General features: G+C 33.8%; 24 protein-coding genes and 1 tRNA gene. 8 read left to right on the top strand and 17 right to left on the bottom strand.

Annotated elements, in window-relative coordinates:
- The first annotated feature begins 139 nt into the window (after positions 1 to 139).
- Genes surE through lpxB form a run of 3 tightly spaced genes read left to right on the top strand, consistent with a single transcriptional unit; the run spans position 140 to position 2,330 of the window.
- Positions 140 to 925, top strand: a complete 786-nt coding sequence (surE, locus tag K7G76_RS03535; RefSeq protein WP_223032821.1) for a 5'/3'-nucleotidase SurE — start codon at positions 140 to 142, stop codon at positions 923 to 925.
- 7 nt (positions 926 to 932) lie between these two features.
- Complete coding sequence (locus K7G76_RS03530; RefSeq protein ID WP_223032820.1) at positions 933 to 1,214, top strand: hypothetical protein; 282 nt, start codon at positions 933 to 935, stop codon at positions 1,212 to 1,214.
- Between the two features lie 3 nt (positions 1,215 to 1,217).
- Positions 1,218 to 2,330: a lipid-A-disaccharide synthase gene (gene lpxB, locus K7G76_RS03525; RefSeq protein WP_223032819.1), complete on the top strand. Its 1,113-nt coding sequence runs from the start codon at positions 1,218 to 1,220 to the stop codon at positions 2,328 to 2,330.
- On the opposite strand, the gene K7G76_RS03520 is transcribed toward lpxB, so the two are convergent.
- Complete coding sequence (locus K7G76_RS03520; RefSeq protein ID WP_223032818.1) at positions 2,320 to 3,492, bottom strand: DNA cytosine methyltransferase; 1,173 nt, start codon at positions 3,490 to 3,492, stop codon at positions 2,320 to 2,322. The two genes, lpxB and K7G76_RS03520, sit on opposite strands and share 11 nt — an antisense overlap.
- A gap of 110 nt (positions 3,493 to 3,602) precedes the next feature.
- On the opposite strand from K7G76_RS03520, the gene K7G76_RS03515 reads away from it, so the two are divergent.
- Positions 3,603 to 4,127 carry a C40 family peptidase gene (locus tag K7G76_RS03515; protein WP_223032817.1) on the top strand — a complete coding sequence of 175 codons (525 nt, stop codon included), beginning with the start codon at positions 3,603 to 3,605 and terminating at the stop codon, positions 4,125 to 4,127.
- 21 nt (positions 4,128 to 4,148) lie between these two features.
- On the top strand, positions 4,149 to 6,188 hold the full coding sequence (locus K7G76_RS03510; protein WP_223032816.1) for a ComEC/Rec2 family competence protein: 2,040 nt from the start codon (positions 4,149 to 4,151) through the stop codon (positions 6,186 to 6,188).
- 8 nt (positions 6,189 to 6,196) lie between these two features.
- Here the strand turns inward: K7G76_RS03510 and K7G76_RS03505 are convergent, their stop codons facing one another.
- From K7G76_RS03505 to K7G76_RS03490, 4 genes are all read right to left on the bottom strand, one after another.
- Complete coding sequence (locus tag K7G76_RS03505; RefSeq protein WP_223032815.1) at positions 6,197 to 6,742, bottom strand: thioredoxin family protein; 546 nt, start codon at positions 6,740 to 6,742, stop codon at positions 6,197 to 6,199.
- Between the two features lie 118 nt (positions 6,743 to 6,860).
- Positions 6,861 to 8,603, bottom strand: a complete 1,743-nt coding sequence (locus tag K7G76_RS03500) for a peptide MFS transporter (RefSeq protein ID WP_223032814.1) — start codon at positions 8,601 to 8,603, stop codon at positions 6,861 to 6,863.
- Positions 8,604 to 8,642: 39 nt separating this feature from the next.
- Complete coding sequence (locus K7G76_RS03495; protein WP_223032813.1) at positions 8,643 to 10,145, bottom strand: peptide MFS transporter; 1,503 nt, start codon at positions 10,143 to 10,145, stop codon at positions 8,643 to 8,645.
- Positions 10,146 to 10,163: 18 nt separating this feature from the next.
- A complete protein-coding gene (locus K7G76_RS03490; RefSeq protein WP_223032812.1) occupies positions 10,164 to 12,395 on the bottom strand; it encodes a S9 family peptidase in 2,232 nt (743 codons plus the stop codon).
- Between the two features lie 138 nt (positions 12,396 to 12,533).
- Between K7G76_RS03490 and K7G76_RS03485 the strand changes: the two genes are divergently transcribed.
- Positions 12,534 to 13,853, top strand: coding sequence for a hydroxymethylglutaryl-CoA reductase, degradative (locus tag K7G76_RS03485; RefSeq protein WP_223032811.1), 1,320 nt, complete (start codon positions 12,534 to 12,536; stop codon positions 13,851 to 13,853).
- Complete coding sequence (locus K7G76_RS03480; RefSeq protein WP_223032810.1) at positions 13,846 to 14,754, top strand: GYDIA family GHMP kinase; 909 nt, start codon at positions 13,846 to 13,848, stop codon at positions 14,752 to 14,754. The genes K7G76_RS03485 and K7G76_RS03480 overlap by 8 nt, the downstream gene beginning before the upstream one ends.
- Before the next feature lie 50 nt (positions 14,755 to 14,804).
- Here the strand turns inward: K7G76_RS03480 and K7G76_RS03475 are convergent, their stop codons facing one another.
- From K7G76_RS03475 to K7G76_RS03450, 6 genes are all read right to left on the bottom strand, one after another.
- Complete coding sequence (locus tag K7G76_RS03475) at positions 14,805 to 16,928, bottom strand: peptidylprolyl isomerase (protein ID WP_223032809.1); 2,124 nt, start codon at positions 16,926 to 16,928, stop codon at positions 14,805 to 14,807.
- 99 nt (positions 16,929 to 17,027) lie between these two features.
- Complete coding sequence (locus K7G76_RS03470) at positions 17,028 to 18,317, bottom strand: hemolysin family protein (protein ID WP_223032808.1); 1,290 nt, start codon at positions 18,315 to 18,317, stop codon at positions 17,028 to 17,030.
- 259 nt (positions 18,318 to 18,576) lie between these two features.
- Positions 18,577 to 19,104 (bottom strand): LPS export ABC transporter periplasmic protein LptC, encoded by a 528-nt coding sequence (gene lptC / locus K7G76_RS03465; protein ID WP_255572913.1) that lies wholly within the window; start codon positions 19,102 to 19,104, stop codon positions 18,577 to 18,579.
- Between the two features lie 26 nt (positions 19,105 to 19,130).
- The gene (locus K7G76_RS03460; protein ID WP_223032806.1) at positions 19,131 to 20,513 is read right to left on the bottom strand and encodes a tetratricopeptide repeat protein; all 1,383 of its coding nucleotides are present in this window, start codon (positions 20,511 to 20,513) and stop codon (positions 19,131 to 19,133) included.
- A 20-nt stretch (positions 20,514 to 20,533) separates the two neighbouring features.
- Complete coding sequence (locus tag K7G76_RS03455) at positions 20,534 to 21,847, bottom strand: hypothetical protein (protein ID WP_223032805.1); 1,314 nt, start codon at positions 21,845 to 21,847, stop codon at positions 20,534 to 20,536.
- The gene (locus tag K7G76_RS03450; protein ID WP_223032804.1) at positions 21,844 to 22,575 is read right to left on the bottom strand and encodes a type III pantothenate kinase; all 732 of its coding nucleotides are present in this window, start codon (positions 22,573 to 22,575) and stop codon (positions 21,844 to 21,846) included. The genes K7G76_RS03455 and K7G76_RS03450 overlap by 4 nt, the downstream gene beginning before the upstream one ends.
- A gap of 101 nt (positions 22,576 to 22,676) precedes the next feature.
- Between K7G76_RS03450 and K7G76_RS03445 the strand changes: the two genes are divergently transcribed.
- Positions 22,677 to 22,752 (top strand) — tRNA-Phe (locus K7G76_RS03445).
- A gap of 76 nt (positions 22,753 to 22,828) precedes the next feature.
- On the opposite strand, the gene K7G76_RS03440 is transcribed toward K7G76_RS03445, so the two are convergent.
- From K7G76_RS03440 to K7G76_RS03415, 6 genes are all read right to left on the bottom strand, one after another.
- Positions 22,829 to 23,380, bottom strand: coding sequence for a YceI family protein (locus K7G76_RS03440; protein WP_223032803.1), 552 nt, complete (start codon positions 23,378 to 23,380; stop codon positions 22,829 to 22,831).
- 19 nt (positions 23,381 to 23,399) lie between these two features.
- Positions 23,400 to 23,765: a hypothetical protein gene (locus K7G76_RS03435; protein ID WP_223032802.1), complete on the bottom strand. Its 366-nt coding sequence runs from the start codon at positions 23,763 to 23,765 to the stop codon at positions 23,400 to 23,402.
- A gap of 8 nt (positions 23,766 to 23,773) precedes the next feature.
- Positions 23,774 to 24,622 (bottom strand): DUF5777 family beta-barrel protein, encoded by an 849-nt coding sequence (locus K7G76_RS03430; protein ID WP_223032801.1) that lies wholly within the window; start codon positions 24,620 to 24,622, stop codon positions 23,774 to 23,776.
- Positions 24,623 to 24,656: 34 nt separating this feature from the next.
- On the bottom strand, positions 24,657 to 25,250 hold the full coding sequence (locus tag K7G76_RS03425; RefSeq protein WP_223032800.1) for a T9SS type A sorting domain-containing protein: 594 nt from the start codon (positions 25,248 to 25,250) through the stop codon (positions 24,657 to 24,659).
- 15 nt (positions 25,251 to 25,265) lie between these two features.
- Positions 25,266 to 25,646 (bottom strand): OB-fold putative lipoprotein, encoded by a 381-nt coding sequence (locus tag K7G76_RS03420; RefSeq protein WP_223032799.1) that lies wholly within the window; start codon positions 25,644 to 25,646, stop codon positions 25,266 to 25,268.
- A 111-nt stretch (positions 25,647 to 25,757) separates the two neighbouring features.
- Positions 25,758 to 26,243 (bottom strand): hypothetical protein, encoded by a 486-nt coding sequence (locus K7G76_RS03415; RefSeq protein ID WP_255572912.1) that lies wholly within the window; start codon positions 26,241 to 26,243, stop codon positions 25,758 to 25,760.
- Between the last annotated feature and the right edge of the window lie 26 nt (positions 26,244 to 26,269).

Below are 26,269 nucleotides of genomic sequence, written 5' to 3'. Positions count from 1 at the left end.
GCATCATTTAATTATTACTAAATTAACGAAAAAACCATGCCAATATAATCAATTGATACTAATTTTTTGTTAAAGCATAAATATAAAGGGAATCCAAGCTAATTTATGTATTTTAGCCCTAAAATAATTCACTTAATGCATGGCAAAAAAGCCTTTAATTTTAGTAACTAATGACGATGGTATTTCAGCTCCTGGAGTCCGTGCACTTATTGATGTCATGAAGGAAATTGGTGATGTTGTCGTGGTTGCACCTGATAGTCCACAAAGTGGTATGGGTCATGCCATAACCATAAACTCTACCTTGCATTTGGAAAAAGTGATTATAGATGATGGCAAACAAGCTGAATACAGTTGTTCAGGAACGCCTGCTGACTGTGTAAAACTAGCCGTTAATGAAATTTTAGATAGACGCCCTGATATTTGTGTTTCAGGTATTAACCACGGATCTAATTCTTCAATAAATGTTATATATTCCGGAACGATGAGTGCTGCTTTAGAGGCTGGCATAGAAGGTATCCCTGCAATTGGATTTTCTTTGTTGGACTATAACTACAATGCCAATTTTGAAGGCACAAAGAAAATTGTGAAGTCAATTGTAGAAAACGCTCTAGAACATGGCATTCCAAAAGATGTTGTACTAAATGTAAACTTTCCAAATCTATCCGAAGATAAAATAAAGGGTATTAAAATTTGCAGACAGGCAAAAGCTAATTGGGAAGAAGAGTTTGACAAACGCAAAACCCCTCAAGGCAAAGATTATTATTGGCTTACGGGTAAATTTGTTAATTTAGACAAAGGAGAAGACACCGACGAATGGGCTTTAGAAAACGGCTACGTATCTGTTGTACCTGTTCAATTCGACTTGACGGCTTATCAAGCCATTCAACAGTTGAATACTTGGGATTTCGAAGTAAAAACACAATAATACTTACATGAAAAAAGAGATATTAATTGGATTTTTAATTGGATTAATTGCAAATGCAATTGGCCTATATTTAGCTGCAACATTTTTAGGAAATGGCGATGATTTTACTACCGTAATCAAGGCCGCAGCTGCCGAAAATTTTATAGGCAAATTAGTCAGCCTTGGAGCTGTTCTAAACTTGCTTGCATTTTTTGTGTTTATTAGAAAAAGACAAGATTATCGTGCTCGAGGCGTGTTATTGGCAACTGTAATTGTTGCGGTATTGACTTTTGTTTTTAAGTACATCTAAACCATGAAATACTATATTATTGCTGGAGAAGCCTCTGGAGATTTACATGGCTCCAATCTTATGAAAGCCTTGCTTAAGGAAGATGTAAATGCATCGTTTAGGTTTTGGGGTGGCGATCTAATGGCCAATGTAAGCAACGATTTAGTAAAGCATTATCGCGATTTAGCCTTTATGGGTTTTGTTGAAGTGGTCATGAATTTAAGAACCATAACAAAAAATCTTGCTTTTTGTAAGACAGATATTGAAGCTTTCAATCCTGATGTAATTATTTTTATTGATTACCCAGGTTTTAACCTCCGAATTGCAAAATGGGCTAAACAAAAAGACTACAGAACACATTATTACATTTCTCCTCAAATTTGGGCTTGGAAAGAAAATCGTATTCATGATATCAAGCGAGATGTTGATAAAATGTATGTCATCCTGCCATTTGAAAAAGACTTCTACGAAAAAAAACACAACTATCCCGTAGAGTTTGTTGGCCACCCTTTAATCGACGCCATAGCCAACCGCGAACAGGTTGATGAATTTTCGTTTAGAGCAGAACATGGCTTAAGCGACAAACCCATCATAGCATTATTACCTGGTAGTCGAAAACAGGAAATCAAGAAAATGCTTTCGGTTATGTTGAGTATTGTAGAATATTATCGGGATTATCAATTTGTAATTGCCGGCGCTCCTAGTCAAGAGTATGATTTTTACAAACAATTTATAAAAACCACTAACGTTCATTTTATTTCCAATAAAACTTACGATTTATTGAGTGTTTCAACAGCTGCTTTAGTTACATCTGGAACTGCAACTCTAGAAACCGCTTTGTTTAAAGTGCCGCAAGTAGTTTGTTATAAAGGCAGTTGGATATCTTATCAAATTGGCAAACGCGTTGTGAATTTAGATTATATTTCATTGGTAAACCTTATTATGGATCGTGAAGTGGTAACCGAACTTATTCAAGATACATTTACAAAAAAACGATTGAAGAATGAGCTTGATGCGTTGTTAGATGTCAAAAACAGAGAACGCTTATTTTTAGATTATTTTGATTTAGAAAAGAAATTAGGCGGCAAAGGTGCTAGCGAAAAAACAGCACAGTTAATTTACGATACTATTCAGTAACTGAAGACAATGCTTCAAAAAGCCGTTCTTCACTTATACCATTAACTGAATCTTCCAGAACTTGCTTAACGGCATTTCCTATAGAGTAACCTAACAACGGTGGAACAGCATTACCTATTTGTTGGTACTGACTCAATCCTTTTTCCCAACTCATTTTGGTTCGCATACCTTGAAACACAAAATCATCTGGAAACGATTGTAAACGTGCGCCTTCACGAGCTGTGAAATTTCTGTGTAAAAAAGGATGAATAAAATTACTTTGAAATGACGCTGCTATTGTGGGCGCTGGCTTATTGGCATGCAACCGTTGATTGTTTTGCGAAAAGACTATTTTAGATTTCTCTGATGGTTTACCACGTTTAACAGCTGCATGCTCAGCAGGAACATGAGCCAAAGACTGACCCGCTTGTATAACCTTAAATCTATCTATCAACCGTTGTGTATGGCGCATGGCCACGTGATTACAAACAACTCGACTGTTGTTTCGAACAAATTCTTGATAGGTGTTTTGAGGTTCAGATCCATAAGTCATTTTTTCTTCACCTTCTGATGCTTGTATTTGAGGTAAATCTGAAATGGCTTCCCAAACCGTAACCGGAGAAACGTAGGTTTTTTTTGGAAAAACAGGCGCTCTATCCAAATCTTTACGAAAACCTATCATTATAACACGTTGGCGATTTTGAGGCACACCATAATCTGAAGCTGTTAGAATTTTATAATCCACTTGGTAACCCAATCCTGCATTTTCAAACTCATCTTTCATGAGTTGAATAACTTTACCTTTTTGCATAGACAGTAAGCCTCGTACATTTTCCATTACAAAAGCTTTGGGTTTCAAATCGGTTACTACACGTACAAACTCATAAAACAACTCATTTCTAGGATCGTCTTTAATTTTATTTCGGTTTTTATTCGCCAATGAAAACCCTTGACAAGGTGGTCCTCCAATTACTACATCAACTGCTCCTGAAATATGCTTTCGAATTTCTTTTGTAGAAATATGTCTTAAATCGTTCTTTATAAATGGGGTTTCTGGAAAGTTATAAGTATACGTTTTTTCACAATTCCCATCTACATCACTAGCCAAAAGCGTTTTGAATCCTGCCCATTTAAATCCCAAAGCCAAGCCACCACATCCTGAAAACAAATCTACTACTGTCATAAAAACCTTTTCGAATTTAAAGCTAAAAATAATAGAATTTGTAGTTCAGACAAGAACATTTTTTGAAAGGTTATTATTTTTTTAATAACAAAATTGTTTATTTTCGAGGCATGCGAAAAATAGCCCTGATTTTCTGTTGCTTAATTGTTATTTCGTCTTGTAAATCGTCCAAGACTTCAAAATCGACTTCAAGAAACACGCAAAAGTCAAGTGCATCTCATGTTTCGAAACATTCTAGTGTTTCAAATAACACAAAAGCTGATGCTGTTATTGATTATGCCAAAACTTTTGATGGTGTAAAATACAAGTATGGCGGCACCACTAAAAAAGGTATGGATTGTTCGGGTTTGGTAACCACTGCATTTAAAAAAGAAGACATTTTATTACCTAGAACAACTTCGCAATTGGCCGTAACAGGTGATTGGATTGACCTTAAAGAGGTTCAAAAAGGCGATTTATTATTTTTTGCCACTAAAAAAAATAGCAGAAAGGTTAACCATGTTGGTATTGTGACTACCGTAAGACCAAATTATGTAGAATTTATTCACTCTACTACCAGCAGAGGTGTTATTACATCGCTTTTATCAGAGAAGTATTGGTACTTCGCTTTTGTACAGGCTAGGCGCATTTTGTAAGATTTTTATTAACTTACTTATGTGAAAGTAATTGATTTCCCTATAGTCAAACTAACCCTATGTCTAGTTATTGGTATAATTCTAGGCGCCTATTGTGACATTCCCTTTAAAGTTAGCTTGATTATATCAGCTAGCCTTTTATGCTTCCTTTTTGTTGGCTATCTCATTTCACGGCAAACCCTTAATAAAAATAAGGGCTTTGCAATACTAGTCTATTTTACCATGATATCTGTTGGCATTTCTATAAAGAACCTTCACAACCAACAGAACTTTAACAACCACTATTCGAATGTAATAAATTTGAATAATGATGACTTACATCTCATTACGATAACAATTACAGAAAACCTAAAATCCAACCCAACATTCAATAGGTATGTGGCTAAAATAACCAAGGTTGATTCTATAACTGTTATTGGAGAAATATTAGTGAACTTTAAAAGAGATTCAATACATACACCATTAAATATCGACACGCAATTGATTTTAAAAGGACGGCTACAAGAACTTTACCCAGCTTTAAATCCATATCAATTTGATTATAAAACGTATTTAAACCATCATAATATATATGCTCAAGTATATAGTGATTTTTCCTTGGCTACAGTTGAGTCAACAAAAATTCATTCTGTATTTGGTTATGCTGATTATATTAGAAGAAAAGTAATATCTAAACTAGAAAACTATCATTTTGAGCCCAATGAAATGGCTGTAATAAAGGCCTTGTTTTTGGGTCAACGCCAAGATATTAGTAATGAACTCCGACAACAATATGTTGATGCTGGCGCTATACATATTCTAGCTATTTCTGGTTTACATGTTGGAATTATTCTAATTATTCTAAACAACCTATTTCGCTTTTTTAGACGTTTTAAAAAAGGATATATTTTTAAAACCATAATCATTCTCATATTACTTTGGGCATTTGCTATTATTGCTGGATTGTCACCTTCGGTTTTGCGAGCTGTAACCATGTTTAGTGCTGTAGCAATTGCCATGAATCTAAAACGCCCCTATAACATTTATAATACGTTGGCTATTTCGGCATTTGTGTTGTTACTATTTAACCCTATGCTATTGTTTGAAATAGGGTTTCAATTAAGTTATTTGGCGGTAATAGGCATAGTCAGTATTCAACCGCTATTGTTTAATGCTATAAAAACCAAGTATTGGTTTATAAACAAAGTTTTAATATTACTTACGGTGTCTATTGCTGCACAAATAGGAGTATTACCATTAAGCTTATTCTACTTCCATCAATTTCCTGGTTTATTCTTTATATCCAACGTTGTTATTATCCCGTTTTTAGGGTTTATTTTAAGTTGTGGTTTTATTGTCATTGTATTAGCTTTATTCAATGTACCCTACAACTTTTTAGTGTTACTATTTGAAACACTCATCAGGTGGATGAATCAGTTTTTTAATTGGGTATCACTACAAGATACTTTTATATTCAAAAATATAAGTTTTACATTAATTATGACGATTAGCTGCTATTTGTTAATCGTTTGCATAACAAGACTATCAGTTGCTTTTAATTATAAAAAGCTGATTTATGCTTTAATTTCTATTGTCGTTTTTCAAAGTGTTTGTCTTTACACTAATTATTCAAATAAAACCAGTAGCGAGCTCGTAATTTTCCATAAAAGCAGACACAGTGTAATAGGCAAAAAGCAAGGTGACGTATTATTGCTCTCCCATGATTTAGATTCTGTAAAACGACGTTCTGATTTCATTATTCAAAATTATACTGTTGGAAATTTTATAGATTCAACTAAAGAAGATAACATGTCAACCCTCTATAAATTAAACAGAAAAACACTTCTAGTAGTTGATAGCATAGGCGTTTACCGTAATCTTTCTTTTCAGCCGGATTATGTTTTGTTAAGGCAATCTCCTAAAGTCAATTTAAACCGTTTATTGGATAGTTTAAAGATTAAAACGGTTGTAGCCGATGGCAGCAATTACATATCGTATGTTAAACGGTGGCAACAAACGTGTTTAAAACAAAACATCCCTTTTCACTACACTGGCAAAAAGGGAGCTTTTATAATAAAATAGATTGTTTTTTAATTTGAAAATTCAGGTTTAAATGCCTCATAATATGCTGTAAAATCGGCTTGGGTTTTAAAGTCTTTATAATCACCTTCTTTAAAGAGCTTTAAGTATAACTCTAGCTGTTGTGGTGTTTTATAACCAATTACAGGTGTTAAAAACTCGCCATCCTCTCCTAAAAACACAATGGTAGGATAGGAACGAATACTAAAATATCTAGCTAATTGGTGAACCGAATTTCTACGGTTGGCCTTTGCAGGGTCGTAATTTGGATTGGTAAATGTTTGTCCTTTAAAATTGATAGTCTCGTCTCCTTCAGCATTAAACTTAACCGCATAATAGTGCTCGTTTACATAATCAACTACATCCTTATTATGAAAGGTGTTTTTATCTAACATTTTACAGGGGCCACACCAATTGGTGTAAACATCCATCATGATTTTTTTAGGCTTTTTCTTTTGTAGTTTAACAGCTTCTTCTAACGATACCCAATTAATTTCTTGCGCTTGTAATGGTATCGCAAAAAATAATGCTATAGCTATAATTAAGACTTTTTTCATTTTTTTATTTTTTTATTATTGTCGATTTGAGGTTAAAATCATTTCAATAACCGTTCCTAAAATATAAAAAACACGCCAAGAATGACGTGTTTTGCGTTTATTTTAACGATTTTTTCGATTAACGCACACCGTGCATCAATCTTTTTATCACTGGAGTCATAATAATTGAAAAGAAAGCAACTATAACAGATACAATGGTTAACATCCAAAAGAAATAACTAATACCGTTTTCATCTGCAATTTTATCAACATTCTCTCCAAATTTACCCGCTCCTTTCATGCCTATAGCTACAGCCAAATACCAAACACCAAACATAAATGCAATCATTCTTGCCGGGACTAACTTACTTACGTATGATAATCCTACAGGCGAAATGCATAACTCTCCCATTGTATGAAAAAGATAAACTAGAATAAGCCATATCATACTGACTGAAGCTGTTTTAGCACCTGGCTCTATTCCTCCTGCTCCAAAAGCCACACAAGCCATTCCTAGTGCTAATAAAAACATACCTATTCCATATTTCATATTTGCAGATGGATTATATTTACTCTCCCACCATTTAGAAAACAAAGGAGCTAATGCTATTATAAATAAAGAATTCAAAGTAGAAAACCATGATGCTGGTACTTCAGGATTTTCTTCATTAATTTGGTCGTTGAGCATCCATATTGCTACAGACCAAACTATTACAAAACTTAATCCTAAAATTATGTTTGCCATAGCATATTTTTTAAATGTTTGTTTAAAAAGCAAAATCAATACCCAGGTAATAATAGCTAAGGGGATAATTGTCATACATGAATTTACAATTTTAAAGATTGTACCAGAGCTTCCATCTAAAACTCTATCCGTATAATCTCGCGCAAAAATGGTTAATGTCCCTGGTGACTGCTCAAAAATAGCCCAAAAGAAAATAGTTAAAAAAGCAAAAAATGAAACCGCTATTAGCTTTTCCATAGTTGTTTTTGAATATTGTGTAAGTCTGTAAATTAAAAGCAAAACGAATAATCCTATAGCTGTTAATATGGCTATATTATTGCCATTTTCTCCCAAAAAGGAAAAGACATTTATCCTACCGTCTGTTACTAATGAGGCTGGCTCATTTAAAATCCACATAACCCCTAAAAGAATACATATCCCAATTACAACCAGTTGCCATGTAGTAAATGGATTTCTCTTGTCTTTATCTAAATATTCTACTGAATTTTCGTCATCTTTTTTAGGTTTTAATCCAATATCTCCAAAAATATTTTGGGCAAGCCAAAATTGTATTAGTCCAAACAACATAAAAATTCCCGCTAATCCAAAACCTAAACTCCAACCAACTTTTTCACCAAGATAGCCGCATAATAAAATCCCAAAAAAAGCACCTGCATTTACACCCATATAAAAAATAGTATAGGCTCCATCCTTTTTTTCTGGTCTGTGTTGGTACATTTCTGATATAATAGAGGTCATGTTCGGCTTAAAAAAACCATTACCAAATACTAATAATGCTAATCCCAAATATATAGACCATGGGGTCTCTATCGCCATTGAACCATGCCCTAATGTCATCAATAAAGCACCAATAACAACAGCCCATCTATACCCAATTATTTTATCAGCAAAATAGCCTCCCAACATAGTAGATAAGTAGACTAAACCAACATAAGACCCAAAAAGAGCCATGGCATGTTCTCTAGGCCAACCCCAACCTTCATCAAATAATGATGCTGTCAAAAATAACACTAGTAAAGCACGCATTCCATAAAATGAAAAACGCTCCCACATTTCAGTAAAAAATAGCACAAACAATCCGGATGGGTGACCTAATACAGTGCTTTTAAAAAATTGGTCGGTTGAATTTTGTTCCATAGTTTAAAAGTTTGATTTTTTATATAAGTATATTCTAAATTAGTGTACGTTACCCATTAGTTTCTTCATTAGTGGTCCAAAAATCAAGACAATAATACCGGCTCCAATAGCATATTGAGCAATAAGGCTAAATCCATCAATGTAAACATTTAATGTATCAAGACCACCTACATTAGCATCTGTACTTTCAACTGCTAATTGTTCAGAAATAAATCCTACGATTTGAAACGCATAAGCAGAAGATAAAAACCAAACACCCATCATAAAAGCCACCACTTTTTTAGGAGATAAATCGGTTATTTTAGACAATCCAACAGGAGACATAAACAACTCTCCAATTGAAATAATAAAGTACATAATAAATAAATAAGCCATTGGTACCATACCATTTTCATCTGCACTACCTCCACTCATTGCCAAAATATAAAAACTGACACCAGCCAAAACTAAACCAAGCCCAAATTTATAAGGTGTTCTTGGGTTAAGCCCTCTTTTTGATAAAAATGCCCAAAGCAGAGAAATTGGTATTGCTAAAATTATGATAAACATGGAGTTCAATGCATTAGTTTGACTCGCATTAATTATTGATAAATCAACATTTCGAGATGCAAATAAGGTGATTACACTCCCAGATAATTCATGAAAACCCCAAAATAAGGTCATGAAAAATGTAATTAATACTGCCATGAATAATTTCTTCCGTTGATCAGCAGTAGATTTAAACATAATAAAACCTATATATGCCAACACGGCAAAACCAACAAATTTAAAAATACCACTTACATAATTTTGTTGCCATGAAGCTAATAAATAAGCAATAGCAGGAGCCGATAAAAATGCTAAAATTGGTATTAATGTTTTTTGCGGAACTCCTACTACTTTTTTTTCAAATACATCTTGATTTGGTGGTAAGCCTCTATCTCCAAAAACATTTTTTTTAATTCCACTCCAAAAAAACAATAAACCAGTTACCATTCCAATTCCAGCTAAACCAAATCCATAGTGCCATCCATATGTCGCTGCTAACCAACCACATAATAATGGCGCTACAAATCCTCCAATATTAATTCCCATATAAAAAATGGTAAAACCAGAGTCTTTACGAACATCGCCATCCTTATATAACGATCCAACAAACGTAGATATATTGGGTTTAAAAAACCCATTCCCTACCACAATAAATGCTAATGCTAAAAAGAATGCAATATCATTTTCTATGGCTAACACAAAATGACCTAAAGCCATTAAAATTCCACCAAGAAAAATAGAACTTCGCATACCCAAAATTTTATCTGATATTTGACCTCCAATAACAGTAGATGCATATACCAAAGACCCATAAGATGCGTAAACAACTGCTGTTGCGGCATCTCGTTCAACAATGGCCTTAAAGATTTCTTGCACCATGTATAGCGTAAGTAATGCCCGCATACCGTAGAAGCTAAAACGTTCCCACAGTTCAGCAAAAAATAAATAAAATAGCCCTTTTGGGTGTCCAAATAATTCCGGTTCTTCTTTAAAATGGTCTAATTGATCTGCCATATATAATGTGTTAGTTAGTTATCCTTTAATATTTGATCTTTCAATGTCTTTTTCTTCAACTTTAGGACGTTTATCCCCTAATGTTTTATCAATAAAATTTGACATTTTTTTATACAAATGCAATCGTGTGTTTCCACCATATATTCCATGATTATCGTCTGGATAAACCATCCATTCAAATTGTTTATCAGCTTGTATTAAAGCTTCAACCATACGCATGGTATTCTGTAAATGCACATTATCATCAGCGCTTCCGTGAATCAACAAAAAGTCTCCTTTTAATTTATCAACGTGGCTCAATGGTGAATTATCATCATAACCAGAAGGGTTTTCTTGAGGGGTAGTCATATACCGTTCTGTATAAATAGTATCATAAAAACGCCAACTTGTTACTGGAGCAACGGCTATGGCCATCTTAAATACATCATTACCTTTAAATAAAGCATTACTACTCATATAACCACCGAAACTCCAACCCCAAATTCCAATTCTAGAAGCGTCTATATAAGATAACTCTCCTAATTGTTTTGCAGCTTGAATTTGGTCTTCCAATTCATACTTGCCCAACTCTTTTTGAGTTACTTTCTTAAATGCAGCACCTTTATATCCTGTTCCGCGACCATCAATACAAACAACTACATAACCTTTCTGGGCTAAATACTGATACCAATAATCATTACTGCTATTCCAACTGTTTGAAACACTTTGCGAACCTGGACCAGAGTACTGATACATAAACAATGGGTATTGCTTGGTCTCATCAAAATTTGCCGGTTTAATCATCCACATATTTAGGTCGTTACCATTTACATTTATAGTACTAAACTCTTTTTTAGATGTTTTATAATCCAGCAGTTTTTGGGCTAGTTTATCGTTATCCTTTATACTCTTGATAAGGTTGCCATTTTCAGCACTATTTAGAGTATATTCAGGAGGTGTTGTAGCACTACTGAACGTATTAATGAAATACGAAAAATCAGCGCTAAAGGCTGCCCTATTTGTTCCTGTACTTTTTGTAAGACGCTCTTTATCGCGACCATTTAATTTAATGGAATACACATCACGATTTATAGAGCCATTTTCTGTTGATTGGTAAAAAATACGTTTAGACTTTTCATCTAACCCATAATAATTTGTCACTTCCCAATTACCTTTGGTAACTTGATTGATTAAATCACCATTGCTATCGTAATGATAGATGTGATTGAAACCATCCTTTTCACTTGTCCAAATAAAACTATTATCTTTTAAAAAGGTAAGATTATCCGTTATATCAACATAGGCTGCATCACGTTCTTCCAGCACTAAATTGGAGCGTTGCTCCTTTGTGTCAATAAACCACAAATCCAATTCGTTTTGGTGCCTGTTCATGTATTGGGCACTCAAAATATTAGGTGCATTAGTCCATTCAATTCTTGGAATATAAAAATCGTTGTAGGCCTTATCAACTTTAACTTCATATAACTCCTTACTAATCAAATTGTAGATATGCAAGGATACTTCTGAATTGGCCTCTCCCGCTTTAGGGTACTTAAATTCACTTTCGGTTGGATACAGCCCTTCACCATAAACATCCATAGAGAATTGTGGTACATTGGTTTCATCAAACCTAATAAACGCTATTTGATTACTATCAGCATTCCATTCGAAAGCACGAACAAAACTAAATTCTTCCTCATAAACCCAATCCGTAATACCATTAATGATTTTATTTTTTTCACCATCAAAAGTAATTTGTTCAGTTTGGCCTGTTTTAAGGTTTTTAACAAACAAATTGTTGTTATACCCATAAGCTATTTTTTGGCCATCAGGTGAGAAGGTAGGCTCTTGAATTTTTTCTTCTGCCACCAATGTAATAGTGTTAGAATTGGTATTGAAAACATAATATTTTCCTAGAGTTGATCGTCTAAAAATAGACTCTACTTCTGTAGCCAAAAGAATTTGGCTTTCATCATCACTAAAGGTGTAATCTGTAAAATAGCTAATTTCATTAATGTCGCTGGAACTCACCAAAGTTTTCACCTTGCTTAAGGTTTTGTAATCGTAAACATCTATTGATGTCGTACGGGCTTCTCTATTAATGTCCAACACAGAATATTGCTGACCATTTTTCATAGAATGCAAGGCATCCATTCGTTCCGTGCGAAAAGCACCTCCCCAAATTTCTTCTAATGTAATGGTATTGTTTTGAGCAGGTAAAATTGTGGTTGAAAGAAAACAAACCACGAAGGCATATTTAAAGAGTTTCATCTATTAAGAATAGTAATTTTAAAATAATGTCAAGTTTACTAAAAAATAAACAAAAAACCGTATTTATTAACAGTTAAATAGGCAATTTAAAGGTAACTCACACAATAATACTATCTTTGCATTTTCAATTTAAAGTTAATGGGCAAACCAATTTCTGGCTTTTCAAAATTATCTAAATCCAAAAAAATCGATTGGATTGTAGACACCTATTTTGCAAAAAATAAAAGTGCAAAAAGCATTATAAAACAATACTGGAATTCCAATGAAAAACTGCAACAACTTCATGATGAGTTTATTGAAAATACCATAACCAATTATTACCTCCCTTTAGGTGTAGCACCAAATTTTTTAATCAACAATAAACTGCACACCATCCCAATGGCCATTGAAGAAAGTTCTGTTGTTGCCGCTGCTAGCAAAGCGGCTAAATTCTGGTTAGAAAGGGGCGGATTTAAGGCCACCGTACTATCTACAACCAAAGTGGGACAAGTACATTTCCTGTTTAACGGTGAATTTGAAAAACTTCAATACTTCTTCAATAGTATTAAGCCAAAACTTATTGAAGACTCCAAACCCATTACCAAAAATATGGAGAAACGAGGCGGTGGGATTTTGGATATTGAATTACGCGATAAAACCGAAGATCTACAAAATTATTATCAGCTTCATGCCACTTTTGAAACCAAAGATGCCATGGGAGCCAATTTTATAAACTCGTGTTTAGAGCAATTTGCAAAAACCTTTAAAGATGCCGCATTAACTTTCGAAGAGTTCTCGGGTGATGAAAAAGACATTGAAGTTGTTATGAGCATTCTATCCAATTATGTTCCCGAATGTCTTGTAAAGGCTGAAGTATCTTGCCCTGTTTCTGAATTAAGTGATGATAATTCGATAAATCCCGAAGCATTTGCCAAAAAATTTATTCAAGCTGTCAATATAGCTGAAGTAGAGCCTTTTCGTGCCGTTACGCACAATAAAGGTATTATGAATGGCATAGACGCTGTAGTTTTAGCAACTGGCAATGATTTTAGAGCTGTTGAAGCTGGTGTTCATGCTTATGCCAGTAGATCAGGCAAATATCAAAGTTTAACCCATGCTAAAATTGAAAATGGAATCTTTTATTTCTGGATTGAAATTCCTTTGGCTCTTGGAACCATTGGCGGCTTAACAGGCTTACACCCTTTAGTAAAGTTATCGTTGGAACTTCTGCATCATCCAACCGCTAAAGAGCTTATGCAAATTGTTGCTGTTGCTGGATTAGCACAAAATTTTGCAGCGTTACGTTCATTGACAACTACCGGTATTCAAGAAGGCCATATGAAAATGCATTTAATGAATATTCTCAATCAGTTTGAAGCCACAAACAGTGAAAAAGACAAGCTTATTGAGCACTTTAAAACGCATGTTGTTACACACAGCGCAGTTGTCGAAGCTTTAAATTCATTACGTCGTGCCTAATTCAAACTTTTACAGCAATGGTAAACTATTGCTTACCGGAGAATATCTCGTGTTAGATGGAGCTTTGGCTTTAGCACTACCCACTAAACACGGGCAGTCTTTAGTGATTAGCCCAAACACATCAGATTTTATTGATTGGAAAAGTTATGATGAAAATCATGAGGTTTGGTTTAAAGATACATTTTTTAAGGAAGAGGTTGACAATCCTAAAAAACAAAAACACAATAACACATCAAAAAAGCTTCTGGAAATTTTACATGTTGCTAAGCTGTTAAATCCTGATTTCAATTTAAACCATTTGGCCGTTGAAACGCATCTTACATTCCCAAGAAATTGGGGACTTGGAACCTCATCAACACTCATAAACAATATAGCCCAATGGGCACAAGTAGATCCTTATGAGTTACTTAAACTTACATTTGGTGGTAGTGGTTATGATATTGCCTGCGCGCAACATAATTCGGCTATAACCTATCGTTTAACTGAAACCGAACGACTTATTAATACTGTTGATTTCAACCCTGAATTTATAGACAATTTGTTTTTTGTCTACCTCAACCAAAAGCAAAATAGTAGAGATGCCATAAAAGCCTACCGAAACAATCAGAAGAATTTAACTCAAGACATCCAGACTATAAGTTCAATTACACAAAACATTGTTGATTGCCATAATCTTTCTGAATTTGAGACTGTAATCAACAAGCATGAAGCTATCATGAGTTCTGTGCTTAAAACACAACCCGTTAAAGACCGCTTATTCCCAGATTTTTCAGGTACTGTTAAAAGTCTAGGTGCTTGGGGAGGCGATTTTGTTTTGGTAACCGCAAAAGAAAACCCTTCAGACTATTTTAAGGCCAAAGGGTTTAAGACTGTAATTCCGTATTCAAAAATAATTTTATAAAAAAAGCCCTTCTTTTCAGAAAGGCTTTTTTATTAGGATTAAGCTAAAAACTATTGTACCGTTTTAGCGCGATTATCTTCTATTTCTGCTGCTTCTTTTAAAGCATTGTATAGTTTTGTGTTAACTGTATTTACTTTTGCTGTTTGCACTTGATTGGCATAGGCTTGGTAATTATCTAATTCAGCTGCAGGTGTAAATTTCTCAACACGCACCATAAACACACCTGTTTCGCCCGCTATTAAACCTGTTGTTTCTCCTTCTCCTACAGCAAACGCAGTACCAACAACTAAAGGCTCTCTACCTGCACCAGATATAGTTGGGTTTTTCATGTTAATTGCCAAAGCAGATCTAGCAGCAACACTTTCAGCAGATGCAACGTCTTCAACAGTTGTTGCAGAAATACGCTCTTTTATCATAGCTGCTTTTTTCTCCTTACGTATTGCAGGCAATGCCGTAATGGACGCATCTTCAGTGCTCATTAGTCCTGCTTTATTTTTGGCTGTTAATTGCACAATGGCATAACCACCAGGTACATTAAAACGCTTGTACTCGCCTATTTCTGTTTCCTCTTCAAAAGCCCATCTTACAATGGCTCTTTGGTTACCTAAACCAGGTATAGTCTCATCAAGTTCCTTAACCGTATTTACAGGACGAACCACATAATCTTTTTCTTCTGCCATAGCTTGGAAATCGCCTTTCTCTAAAGCAATTTCAAAATTAGAAGCATCTCTAAACACTTGGTTTATCGTGGCTTCAGATGGCTCAATTTTTCTTGCTATAGTCCCAATTTTAATGGCACGTTGTGGGTTTTTCTGTCCTAAAATTTCAATCACGTGGAAACCAAATTGAGATTTTACGACACCTATATCGCCTGTATTGTTTTCAAAGGTATAATCTCTAAATGCCGGCACCATGGCATTGTACGTGTACCAATCTAAAACACCTTCTTTTTCGTTACTCGCCGTATCAGCAGAGAAATCCAATAAGGATACAAACTTGCTGTTATCTGCTTTTATAACATCCATTAAACTATCAGCTGTTTTTTTAGCTTCAGCTTCAGTTTGTGTTGTGGTTTCGGTTTGAGAGCGCGACCCCACAAAAGGAATTAAAATATGTCTTGCCTTTACAGAATCTGGCAACTGTGTAACTGCTACAACCTTGGTTAATTTAATAAACCCATTATCTTTATAAGGCCCATAAACGTCTCCAGCGTTCATATTAAAAATAGTATCAGCAACAGCTTCTGGTAAAGCAGTTTTCTTAATAAACGTATCGTTAAACTTTACATCTGAATTCGCTACAAAATTAATGTAGTTAGCATGGTTTTTTACTTGGGCAAAAGGCATAATGGTATCTGTTCTACCATTTATATATTCTACTTTACCATCTTTATAAGCAGATACTTCCTTTTCAATATCAGCTTCATCTTCAATAGATGCTACTTCTTTAAACTGGACATACTGTAAGTTTCTAGATGCCTCAACTTCATATTGATTTGTATGCTCTTTTATATAAGCTGAAATTTCAGATTTAGAAACGGCTACTGTACTATCTGGTATTGAACTGTAAGGAATTTGAACAAATTTAATGTCAATTTTATCGCCTTCTAATTTATGTTCTAGCTTACCTTCTTCAAGAGTACCTATCATTCCTGCTTTAACCATGTTAAAGTAGTTTTGTTGCAAGGCATTTGTTGCAATAGACTTCTCATAATCAACCCATTGCTGATAAGCGATTGCAGAAGTTTCCTTTAAATTAGCGATATATTCAGTTAATTTGTTTTCGTCGAAAATACCAGCTTCGTTTTGAAAATCTGGGTTGTTGGCCAAACTGGTTTTTAACAAATCGCGCATTTGGTCTTTTTCAACTGAAATACCCAACTTTTCGAATTCTGTTTCTAAAACAGCCGTACGCACTTCTTGATCCCAAACACGGTTCATGGCTTGAGTAGCAGTTCCATTAGGACCTAACTGTCTTTGTGCCAATTCAACCTTCTGCATGAAATCTTCACGCGTAATTTCTTTCCCATTTATAGTTGCCACTACATTTTGAGATTTAGCTGAAAGCGCATCGCTATTTCTAAACAAATCAGAAAGAACGAATGAAAATAACGCTAAAGCGATAATTAATATCAAAAAAAGTGAGCGTTGTCTAATTTTATTTAAAACTGCCATCTGTCATTTAAATTTTTTACAATATAGTGCGCGAAAATACCATTTTCTATTTAATAATAAAAGTAGAATTTGGCATTAATTGGAATAATAACGTGGTTTTTAGTCCTCTTGCAGTATTTTAAGTTTAACGAGGTCTATTTTTGTATTTGAAACTTCTAAAATAGTGAATTGAAATTCATCTGTAATTACAACTTCATCTTTTTCTGGAATGCCTTCGGTATGGTCTACAATCAAGCCTCCCAATGTTTCATAATTCTCATTTTCAGGCAACTCCAATTTGTACGTCTCATTTAAATAATCGACTTCCAGACGTGCTGAAAAAATATACGAATCGTTATCTAATTTCTCTTCAGTTAAAACTACTGAATCGTGCTCGTCTTCAATTTCGCCAAATAATTCCTCAACAATATCCTCAACAGTCATAATACCAGACGTTCCGCCATATTCATCTAACACCACGGCTATACTCTTTCGCTTTTTTATAAGAACATTCAATACGTCCTTAATAAGCATTGTTTCTGGAACAAACTCAACAGGCATAGTAATAGCCTTGATGCTTTTTGGTTTTTTAAACAGTTCAAACGAGTGCACGTAGCCTAAAATGTCATCTATATTTTCATTGAAAATGATAATTTTGGAAATACCCGTTTCTGTAAACAATCCATTTAAATTTTTTAAGGATTCTTTGGAGTCCACAGCAATAATTTCGGTTCTGGGCACCATGACCTCTCTAGCCTTGACTTCTGAAAATTCCAGAGCATTTTGAAAGATTTGTATTTCGGTATCTAAATCGTCATGCTCTTCAACCGATTCCATTTGCTCACTAATATAATGACCCAACTCAACTTTTGTAAAAGCAAGCTGTACCTGATCGCCTTCAGTTTTAAAGAATTTTTTTAGTACAAAATCTGATATCCAAATAACAAAATTTGAAATCCATGAAAACACGATATAAAACACATAGGCTGGGAAAGCCAATACTTTAAGAAACGAATTGGCATAAATTTGAAAGAAAACTTTCGGCAGGAATTCTGCCGTAATAAGTATAATTAAAGTTGATATTACCGTTTGTGTCAATAAGCTTAAATCTACAAAAAGGTAATTAATAACTGTTGAATCTGAAGGTAACATAGATTGAAACCAATTAACTAAAAGGTCTCCCATAAAAAAACCGTAGACTACCAAGGCAATATTATTACCAATAAGCATGGTAGCTATAAATTTTGAAGGCTTATCGGTTAATTTGGAGAGGACTTTAGCTAAATACCCTTTTTGCTTCTTTTCAATTTCAATATGAATTTTATTGGAAGACACATAAGCAATCTCCATTCCTGAAAAAAAAGCAGATAAAATAAGTGATGTAATTATGATAACAACATCTGGATTCATAAGCAGGAATTAGTCTTTATTATCGAAACGCTTGTTAAATTTCTTTCTAAAAAAGAACATAAAAACCGCCACTGCCGCCAGTAAAATAGAGATGTAATCTATTATTTGGGACTTTACATATTTTTCTATTGCTACATAAATAAACAAGATAGCAAACACCAAATAGGCATATTGAAAAAACTTAAAGATTTTCATTGGGTATAGTAATTAGTTAAGTAAATATAATTAAAAAATACGTGAGGAAATAAATTAGGACACACTATTCATCTAGTGTAATGGCACCATCAACCGCCAATACTTGAGCTTGATTAAACTCGATATCAGAATCGAAGCCACCACCATTAATCACATTATTAGCCGAAATAAATGTAACAGGTTGGTTGGTAAATAACCATTCGCGCTCTTGGTCGTAAAACAATTGTTCTGCAAATAAGGTATCCTTTTTGTGTGAAGCTAAAATAACATTGCCTTGCATATCAATTAGGTTCGTTTTATCATAAACAATGGCATAATCTGCAATTACGGTGCTCTTTTGATTGTTTTCGTCATACAAGTCTAGATGTACACCATCTGGAAACTCATTATAAGCAAAGTCTCTATTGGAAAAATCCAACATTTTCGGGCTAACTAAGTTGGCAATTACACGACCAGAATCGGTGCGTTTTAAATTAATATTTTCGGCAACACCAATTGGTTCATTTTCTGAAACACCTATTTTGCTAACCTCGTCCAAATTACTTTTACACGAAAAAAACATAGTCACAGTAAAAACCGTGACTATGTTCAAAATAATATGTTTACAAGTTCTAATCATTAAATTTTAGGAACTGTTACTGAACGTTGTATCCAACAACCAATTTTAATGGTTTCACCTTGATTACCCTTAGTAAAGATATCAGATGTAGAAGGTGCTTTAGCTTTATAACTCGCTGCCGATTGAGCCGCAGAGTTTTTTAATGTTGGATCTACACGACCAGCTTTTAAAGCTTCAGCTTCTGCTAACCAGAATACCGCACGTTTAGAAAAATTATCCTCTCCACAGTTATTAGCACTACGGTTGTACATATCGGCAATCTTTAAATGTGGACGACCATTAGAAGGGTTTAACTGTAAAGCTTTACCATAATAAGTTCTTGCGCTACCATAACTACCTTTCTTACGCAATTTGTCACCAATTTTTTCATTAAGCTTGGCTTTTTTGAAATTATCAGTTTCTAAACTAACGGCTTGCTCATAAAACTTAAGGGCTTCGTTAGTCTTGCCTTCTTTATCCTTTAATATACCTAAATAATAAGCTGAATTAGCAGAAGGACTTAACGCATGATACGCATTTACCAACTTAAAAAATAATGGGTCATCTGTACATTCTTTTTCAGACATTTTTCCAGCAGCACGTTGTAACCAAACCGCATTTGTCTTATTAGCTTCAAAATCTTTAGTATATAACGGTATTAAGTTTTCGCAATTTGCACGATCTCCTAATTTCTTGTCAATACTAGAAGAAATTTGGTCGTAAGCATTAAGATAACTTTCGTAATACTTTTTCAATTTAGACTCCTTGCTTGTAAGTTTTTGTCCAGCTTCCTCTTTAGCTGCCAACTTGTTTAAATCTTCAGAATAATTCGAAATTTCTTCTTGAACTTTTTCAACTACATCATCATACTTATTAAACAATTCTGCATCTGTTTTTTTACCGGCATCAAACAAATCAACCATTAAAGAAAAGTAAGTGTATAAGGACTTTGGATTTTTAAAGTTTTCACGATCTGCTTTAAAAGCTTCGTCAAAACAATTGTATAATTCCTCATCAGTCTTATTTAACATCTCTCTGTTATCATACATTAATTGGCACGATTTAGCAGCATACTCACCTTTTTTGGTTTTGCTAGCATAATTTACTTGGCGTTCATCCCAAAGCTTAATCAAATCGTTTATGTAATTCATTTTATCAGCACCAGTAGAATTCTCTATTTTGTACTCTAAAATATCTTCTCCTTGACTATAAATTGCTAGGTGCAACTTTGGACATGTTTGTCTAACAAACATCCAAGGCTCATAAGCCGCGTTATAGTTTTTTGCTTTTGCATATTCAGAGAATATAGACAGTTTTGTCATACACTCTTGGTTTTGCTGCGCATTGACAACATTAAAGCCTAAAAACAGCATAAGTGCTAATAATGTAATCTTCGTTTTCATAATATCAAGTTTATTATTTTTTAATTTAATCTATTCTTTTGGAACCATCTATCATTTAATGACAAACCTAACTGAAATTTAAAATAGTTCTCTTTCACTAAATTATTATCTACAGTTCCACGATTTCCGAATTCAAAGCCAAAATTAGCATTTGAAAAGAAATCTGTTCCTACAGGTAATCCTACTCCAAAAGATATGCCAAACTCATCAATTGATGTATTATTAATATTTAATCCTGTACTTCCAAACCGAACTCCAGCACGATATACCATACGTTTAAAATAGCTGTCAAACGCATTATACTTGGGGATTATAAAGCCTCCAATAGATAAAGATGTACTGTTTTCGTAATCTGTACCATTATCGACATACAACTCATTAGAGAAGTTTTTCATATTAAAGTAAGTATATTCCAAACCTACAAACCAAATGCGTTCTTGACCAATACCGGCTCCTAATGACAGCTTGTAAGGGATGTTGGCTTTGGTTTTATCTAAACCTCTTTCTTCCAAACCGGCATCTGTGGTATTGATCACAAATTCTTGACCTGTAGACGAATTGGTTACAATAGTACTAAAAGCTCTATCGTTATTTGAATTTAATGTAGTTTCAGGCTGGAATGTTAATCCGGAATGAAGATCTAGCTTATCACCTAGCTTCGCTTTATAAAGCAGACCTATATTAACACTCAATCCACTCATGTCTGACCTATTAGTCTCTTTAGTTTGGTATTGAACGAGCTCGCCATCGGTATTATACAGATATTTAACTGTACTGTTTTTTATATTCCCAAAATAAAAGCTAAAATCGATACCTGCGCTTAAGTTTTTAGTAATTGGGTAACCCAAAGACAGGTAGGTACGGTTTAGACCACCATCGCCATCAAAACGTTCGTTAAGCGTGCCATCATCATTTAAAGTTTCCAATTTAAATCCAACAGAAGTGTAAGGAATTAATCCGATACCTACTCCTAATTTACCAATTGGAATTGCTAAAGCGAAATAGTCAAGCGAAGAATTCTTTAAGTTATCTTTACCAGAGTCACTTTTCAATTTAACTTGCGTGTGGGAAGCTGCCAATGAAAAAGTAACAGGCCTGTTTTCATTTCTGTAAACGGCTAAATTCTCACCACCATAAGCAGCTGGGTTTCTTAAATTGATATGGATACTATCTGAATAAATACTTAAACCTCCCATACTACGGTTCTCCACAGTACCTTTAAATTTAAGACTACCAATACCATAAAATGAATATGGAGATGCCGTTGTTCCTGATTGAGCAACACTTTTAAGTGCAAAAGTCAAAATAAAAACTATTACAAGTTTTTTAATCATGCGTTTAAATTAAATTGCAAAATATAGTTTAAGCCCTCTAATAGGAAATTAGAGTTGGCAAATATGCTACTTTTTAATTGTTTTGACAAGAAATTAGCGTTTCCTCCTGTTAAAATAACTGTTAAATCTGCATATTTTAGCTTGTAGGCATCAATTGCGCCATCAATTTCACTTATAACCCCAAGAATCACACCAGAGTGTATGGCTTCTTCTGATGAATCTCCTATTAACCGTTCAGGCATTTTTATATTCAATAACGGCAGCTTAGCTGTTAAATTATGTAATGATTTATAGCGCATTTGAATACCTGGTGAAATAGCACCTCCCAAATATTCATTTTGCTCATTAATAAAATCGTAAGTTATACAGGTTCCTGCATCAATAATAAGCACGTTCTTTTCTGGATATTGAACAGCCGAAGCACTAACCAAAGCCAATCTATCTACACCCAAAGTAGTTGGCGTTTGGTATAGATTTTTAAAAGGCACTGGTGTATTAGAGTCTAAAAAAACAATGTGTAGCTTATCACTAACTTGCTCCAAATATTCAGGATCAAAATTCCCAACTGATGAAATAATACAATTTCCCAAACTTTTGTAGTTTTTACAAACCGCTTCAAATTCAGTAGTAAAATCAGACACTTCAAATCTGCTTTTTTCAAGAATGGAGTTCTTATTAAAAACGGCAAATTTTACAAATGTATTACCAACATCGATTATTAAATTCATACGCCAAATATAAGCTGTAAATTTACAAAACGATTTTTTATAAATTTTCTTTTGGTGAATAATAAAAACAACTTTATATTTGCATCCGCAATTAAGCGACTGGTGCCTTAGCTCAGTTGGTAGAGCAAAGGACTGAAAATCCTTGTGTCCCTGGTTCGATTCCTGGAGGCACCACCAAAAAAAACCCTGACTGTTGTCAGGGTTTTTTGGTTTATTATACTATATAGTGAAAACTTTTAACACCATACATAGCCTATTTTTTATTTAGGCTAAAAGCAAAACTAACCAAAACATCATTAGATAGCTTGTTGCTCACAATTTTTGGGATTTCAATTTTAAAATCTGAAGCCTGAACATAAAACTCACCTTGGATTACAATTACATCTCCTGATTTAGAAATATCAGAATCTTTAATAAGGATTTTCTTTTCCTGACCATGAAATTGTAAAACTCCATCGATATGAATTTTACTTTTTTTAGCATCATCAATATCAATTTCAGAAAAATTATTTATCACGCCATTAAATGTAGCTTTTGGAAATAATTCTGATTCGGCATAATTTTCATTAAAATGCTCTTCCATAAGTGCATTTTTAAACCTAAAACCTTTTACTAAAGCTAAAGCGGCTATTTCACCATTTTCCAAGTTCAGTATCGCTGTTGTAGATTCATTTTTTGCTTTAACCTCTTCAAACGACGGCACAGAAGCTTCAAAAACAAGTGAACCAGATTTAGTCAAAAATTTATCTTGTCCATACATCACATACGACATTAAAAACGCAACGAGTATCCATATTTTTTTCATAACAATTATGATTAAAAAGTTAATTCTCCAACAAACCATCTTCTTCCCATTGTACAACAGTATCTATAAGATTCTGCGGTAACCTCGGTCCACCAAATGGCATTAAAAACCCTAAATTATCTGATGAAATTCGTTCAACCAAACCCCTATTAAGCATGGCGTCTTTAACATCATTATAATTAATTAAAGACATTGGCGCACCATTTTCTGGCGGCATACTATGGCAACTTATACAGTTGTTATCTATTATAGATTTTACATGTTGGTTGTAAGTTACAGATGTGTCTTCAGGTGGAGCGTCATCTATTAAATCTTCCTCACTTACAGAGGTACAGCTATAACTTATTAGCAAAAAAACAATAACTATATATTGGAACGTTTTCATAGTAACTTTTAAAATGTTCGACTTAAATTAAATCCGAAATAAATATCTCCTTCGCTCCAATCACCAGTAGACTGACCTAAAAAATAATTTGTATTCATAGGTTGTGCGTTTGTAAAATGCATTTGAAAAACATGCCCACCAGTTTCTAAATCCACACCTATTGATAATGGGTTACGAAATGGTGAGACTGATGCTCTATTGAGATGCCATCCATAATCTGCATTTATAGACCATCGTTTAGCGATTTTATATCGTCCTCCAAAACCAATGGCGAATTGTGAATTATCTTGACCATTGACCATTACGTAATTATCATGAAAAAAAGTCGGCGCCAATTCAAGAGACAGCTTTGAATTTATCTTTCTAGCCAGTAAAAATTGCACTGTATAGCCTAGTCTATTAACAAACTCCAATTTCGGCAAATTATCTTCGCTTAAGCCTGTGTTTATTAAAATAGCATTAAACCCTACCAAAGTGAACGGAAATCCGTTTTCTTGTTGCCGTAACAATCTATATTTAATGGATCCTTGATACGTTTTTTGATATGAGCTTCTTGATATACCAATATTAAATCCGTCAGATATACCGTATATAAAGTTTAATCTTGTTACAGCATCATCTAGTCCAAAAAAGGTGTCAAATCCATTTTCAATACTTCCAAATCTATGAGCTACTACTAAAGTGAAGTCTTTTTTTGCCACAAGTTTAGTAGACTCAAAATTAACAATCTTTAGCGCCTTAAAAGTCGCCTCTGCATAACTGTTATTGGTTGAATCTGTATCTATTTCATCCAGCAAATCTTCCTGGGCAAATAGCCCTATTGGCGACAAGAATAATAGGATACATAGTTTTTTCATCATCATATAAAAAATAGATTTGACACTCTTGTATTTATTGAATTATCAATCTTTTGGTAATGGTGTTTTCATTAAACTCTAACCTAACCAAATACATACCTGACTTAATATCTGAAACATTAATATCTATAGTATTTCCTGAATTAATAATTGTACTGTTTAGCACTATCTTACCCGTTAAATCAACTACTTTTAAATTTCCATTGGTTAAATGTTGAGGCAGCTTGATTGATAAGTTGGAATGAACCGGATTAGGTGTTAACTTAATTGACATATTCTCAAACTCGACAACGCTTAAGCCCTGTTGAACAGTTATAACACCTGACATGTTATTTGCCCCATGAATTCCGCAGAAATATGGATTTGTACCCTCAACAGTAAATGTGTACGAATACGTTTGCCCCAATCCTGTTAATATTCCACTATCAAAAGTTTCGGTACTACCGGTATTATTTTCTACCGTATGCGGCAAATCGTCTGTCCATGTCCACCTTACGGTATCGCCTACATCAATGGTTAAATCTGCTTGAGGACTTACAAAACCTCGCTCCCAAATAAGGTCGTGGGTTGTTTGGGCTTGTAATCCAATTGTAATTAAAGATACAAGCATTAGTAATTTTGTTTTCATGTTTTAAAATTTTAATTAATTAATAATATGGCATTGGTCTAGTTTGATTTGCTCCAACAAATCGTCATAGCCTATAAAGCGTCCTTTAATCTGTATGTTTTCTTTTAGTTTGAACTTCAAGTTTTGAGCATCTAGAAACTGGCAATAGACGGTTTCATCTAATGTGATTGACAGATTACTTAATTCTGAAATTTTGCCAGACACCTGAATAGTTTTGTCTAGATATTTTAATTCAGAACCACTAAGGTTTTCTTGAAATTCATTTGCTAGTGTTAAAGCAGAAATTTTATAGCTCGCGTTTTCTAATTGAATATTTCTATGATTTTGAAAGACATAGTTATATCCAACAAACACTATAACAACAAATAATAATACTATGATAATCTTTTTGCGCATAAACTTTCTTTTTAAAAACTGCTTCAAAGAGTCTCCTGATTGAAGCAGTTTAACTACTAACATGCTTTAGGGCAAAAGATTTGGGGTGTATTTAACTTTTCTTTTTCAGTTTTAATTTTTTTCAAATGTTAGTGTATCTATACCACCATTACCTCCACTAACATCTCGTAATTTTATCATATTGTCTGAATGTGATACAATATCCCAATCATCATTTAAGTCTTCAAAATTGTTTGAGTCTGAAACATTGAAGAAAATATTAAAGTCAATATCACTACTACTATCGTCATTACTATTACTGTCTGAAACAGACCAAGCACCTGTTAAACTAGATCCCGAACTATGAGTGGCAATTAACTCCCCATTGGAATTGAACAAGAAACCATACCCTGTAAAATCATTGGTTTCATCTTGTCCAGAATCAACAAAACTGGTTATCCTCCATGTGCCAGCCTCGACCTGATTTTCAATTTGTTGTATTTGATTATTGGTATTGTTATTATTTTGGGATCCATCATCATCGCTATGTGAACATGTTGTAAATAATAATGTAAAACTTAATATTACTCCTAATGATTTAAAAATTTCTGATTTCATAATTATAGTTTTTTAATTGATTGTTA

Origin of the sequence: Hanstruepera marina, from assembly GCF_019880635.1 — a bacterium.
GTDB lineage: Bacteria > Bacteroidota > Bacteroidia > Flavobacteriales > Flavobacteriaceae > Hanstruepera > Hanstruepera marina.
This window is presented reverse-complemented; position numbering and strand designations above follow the sequence as displayed.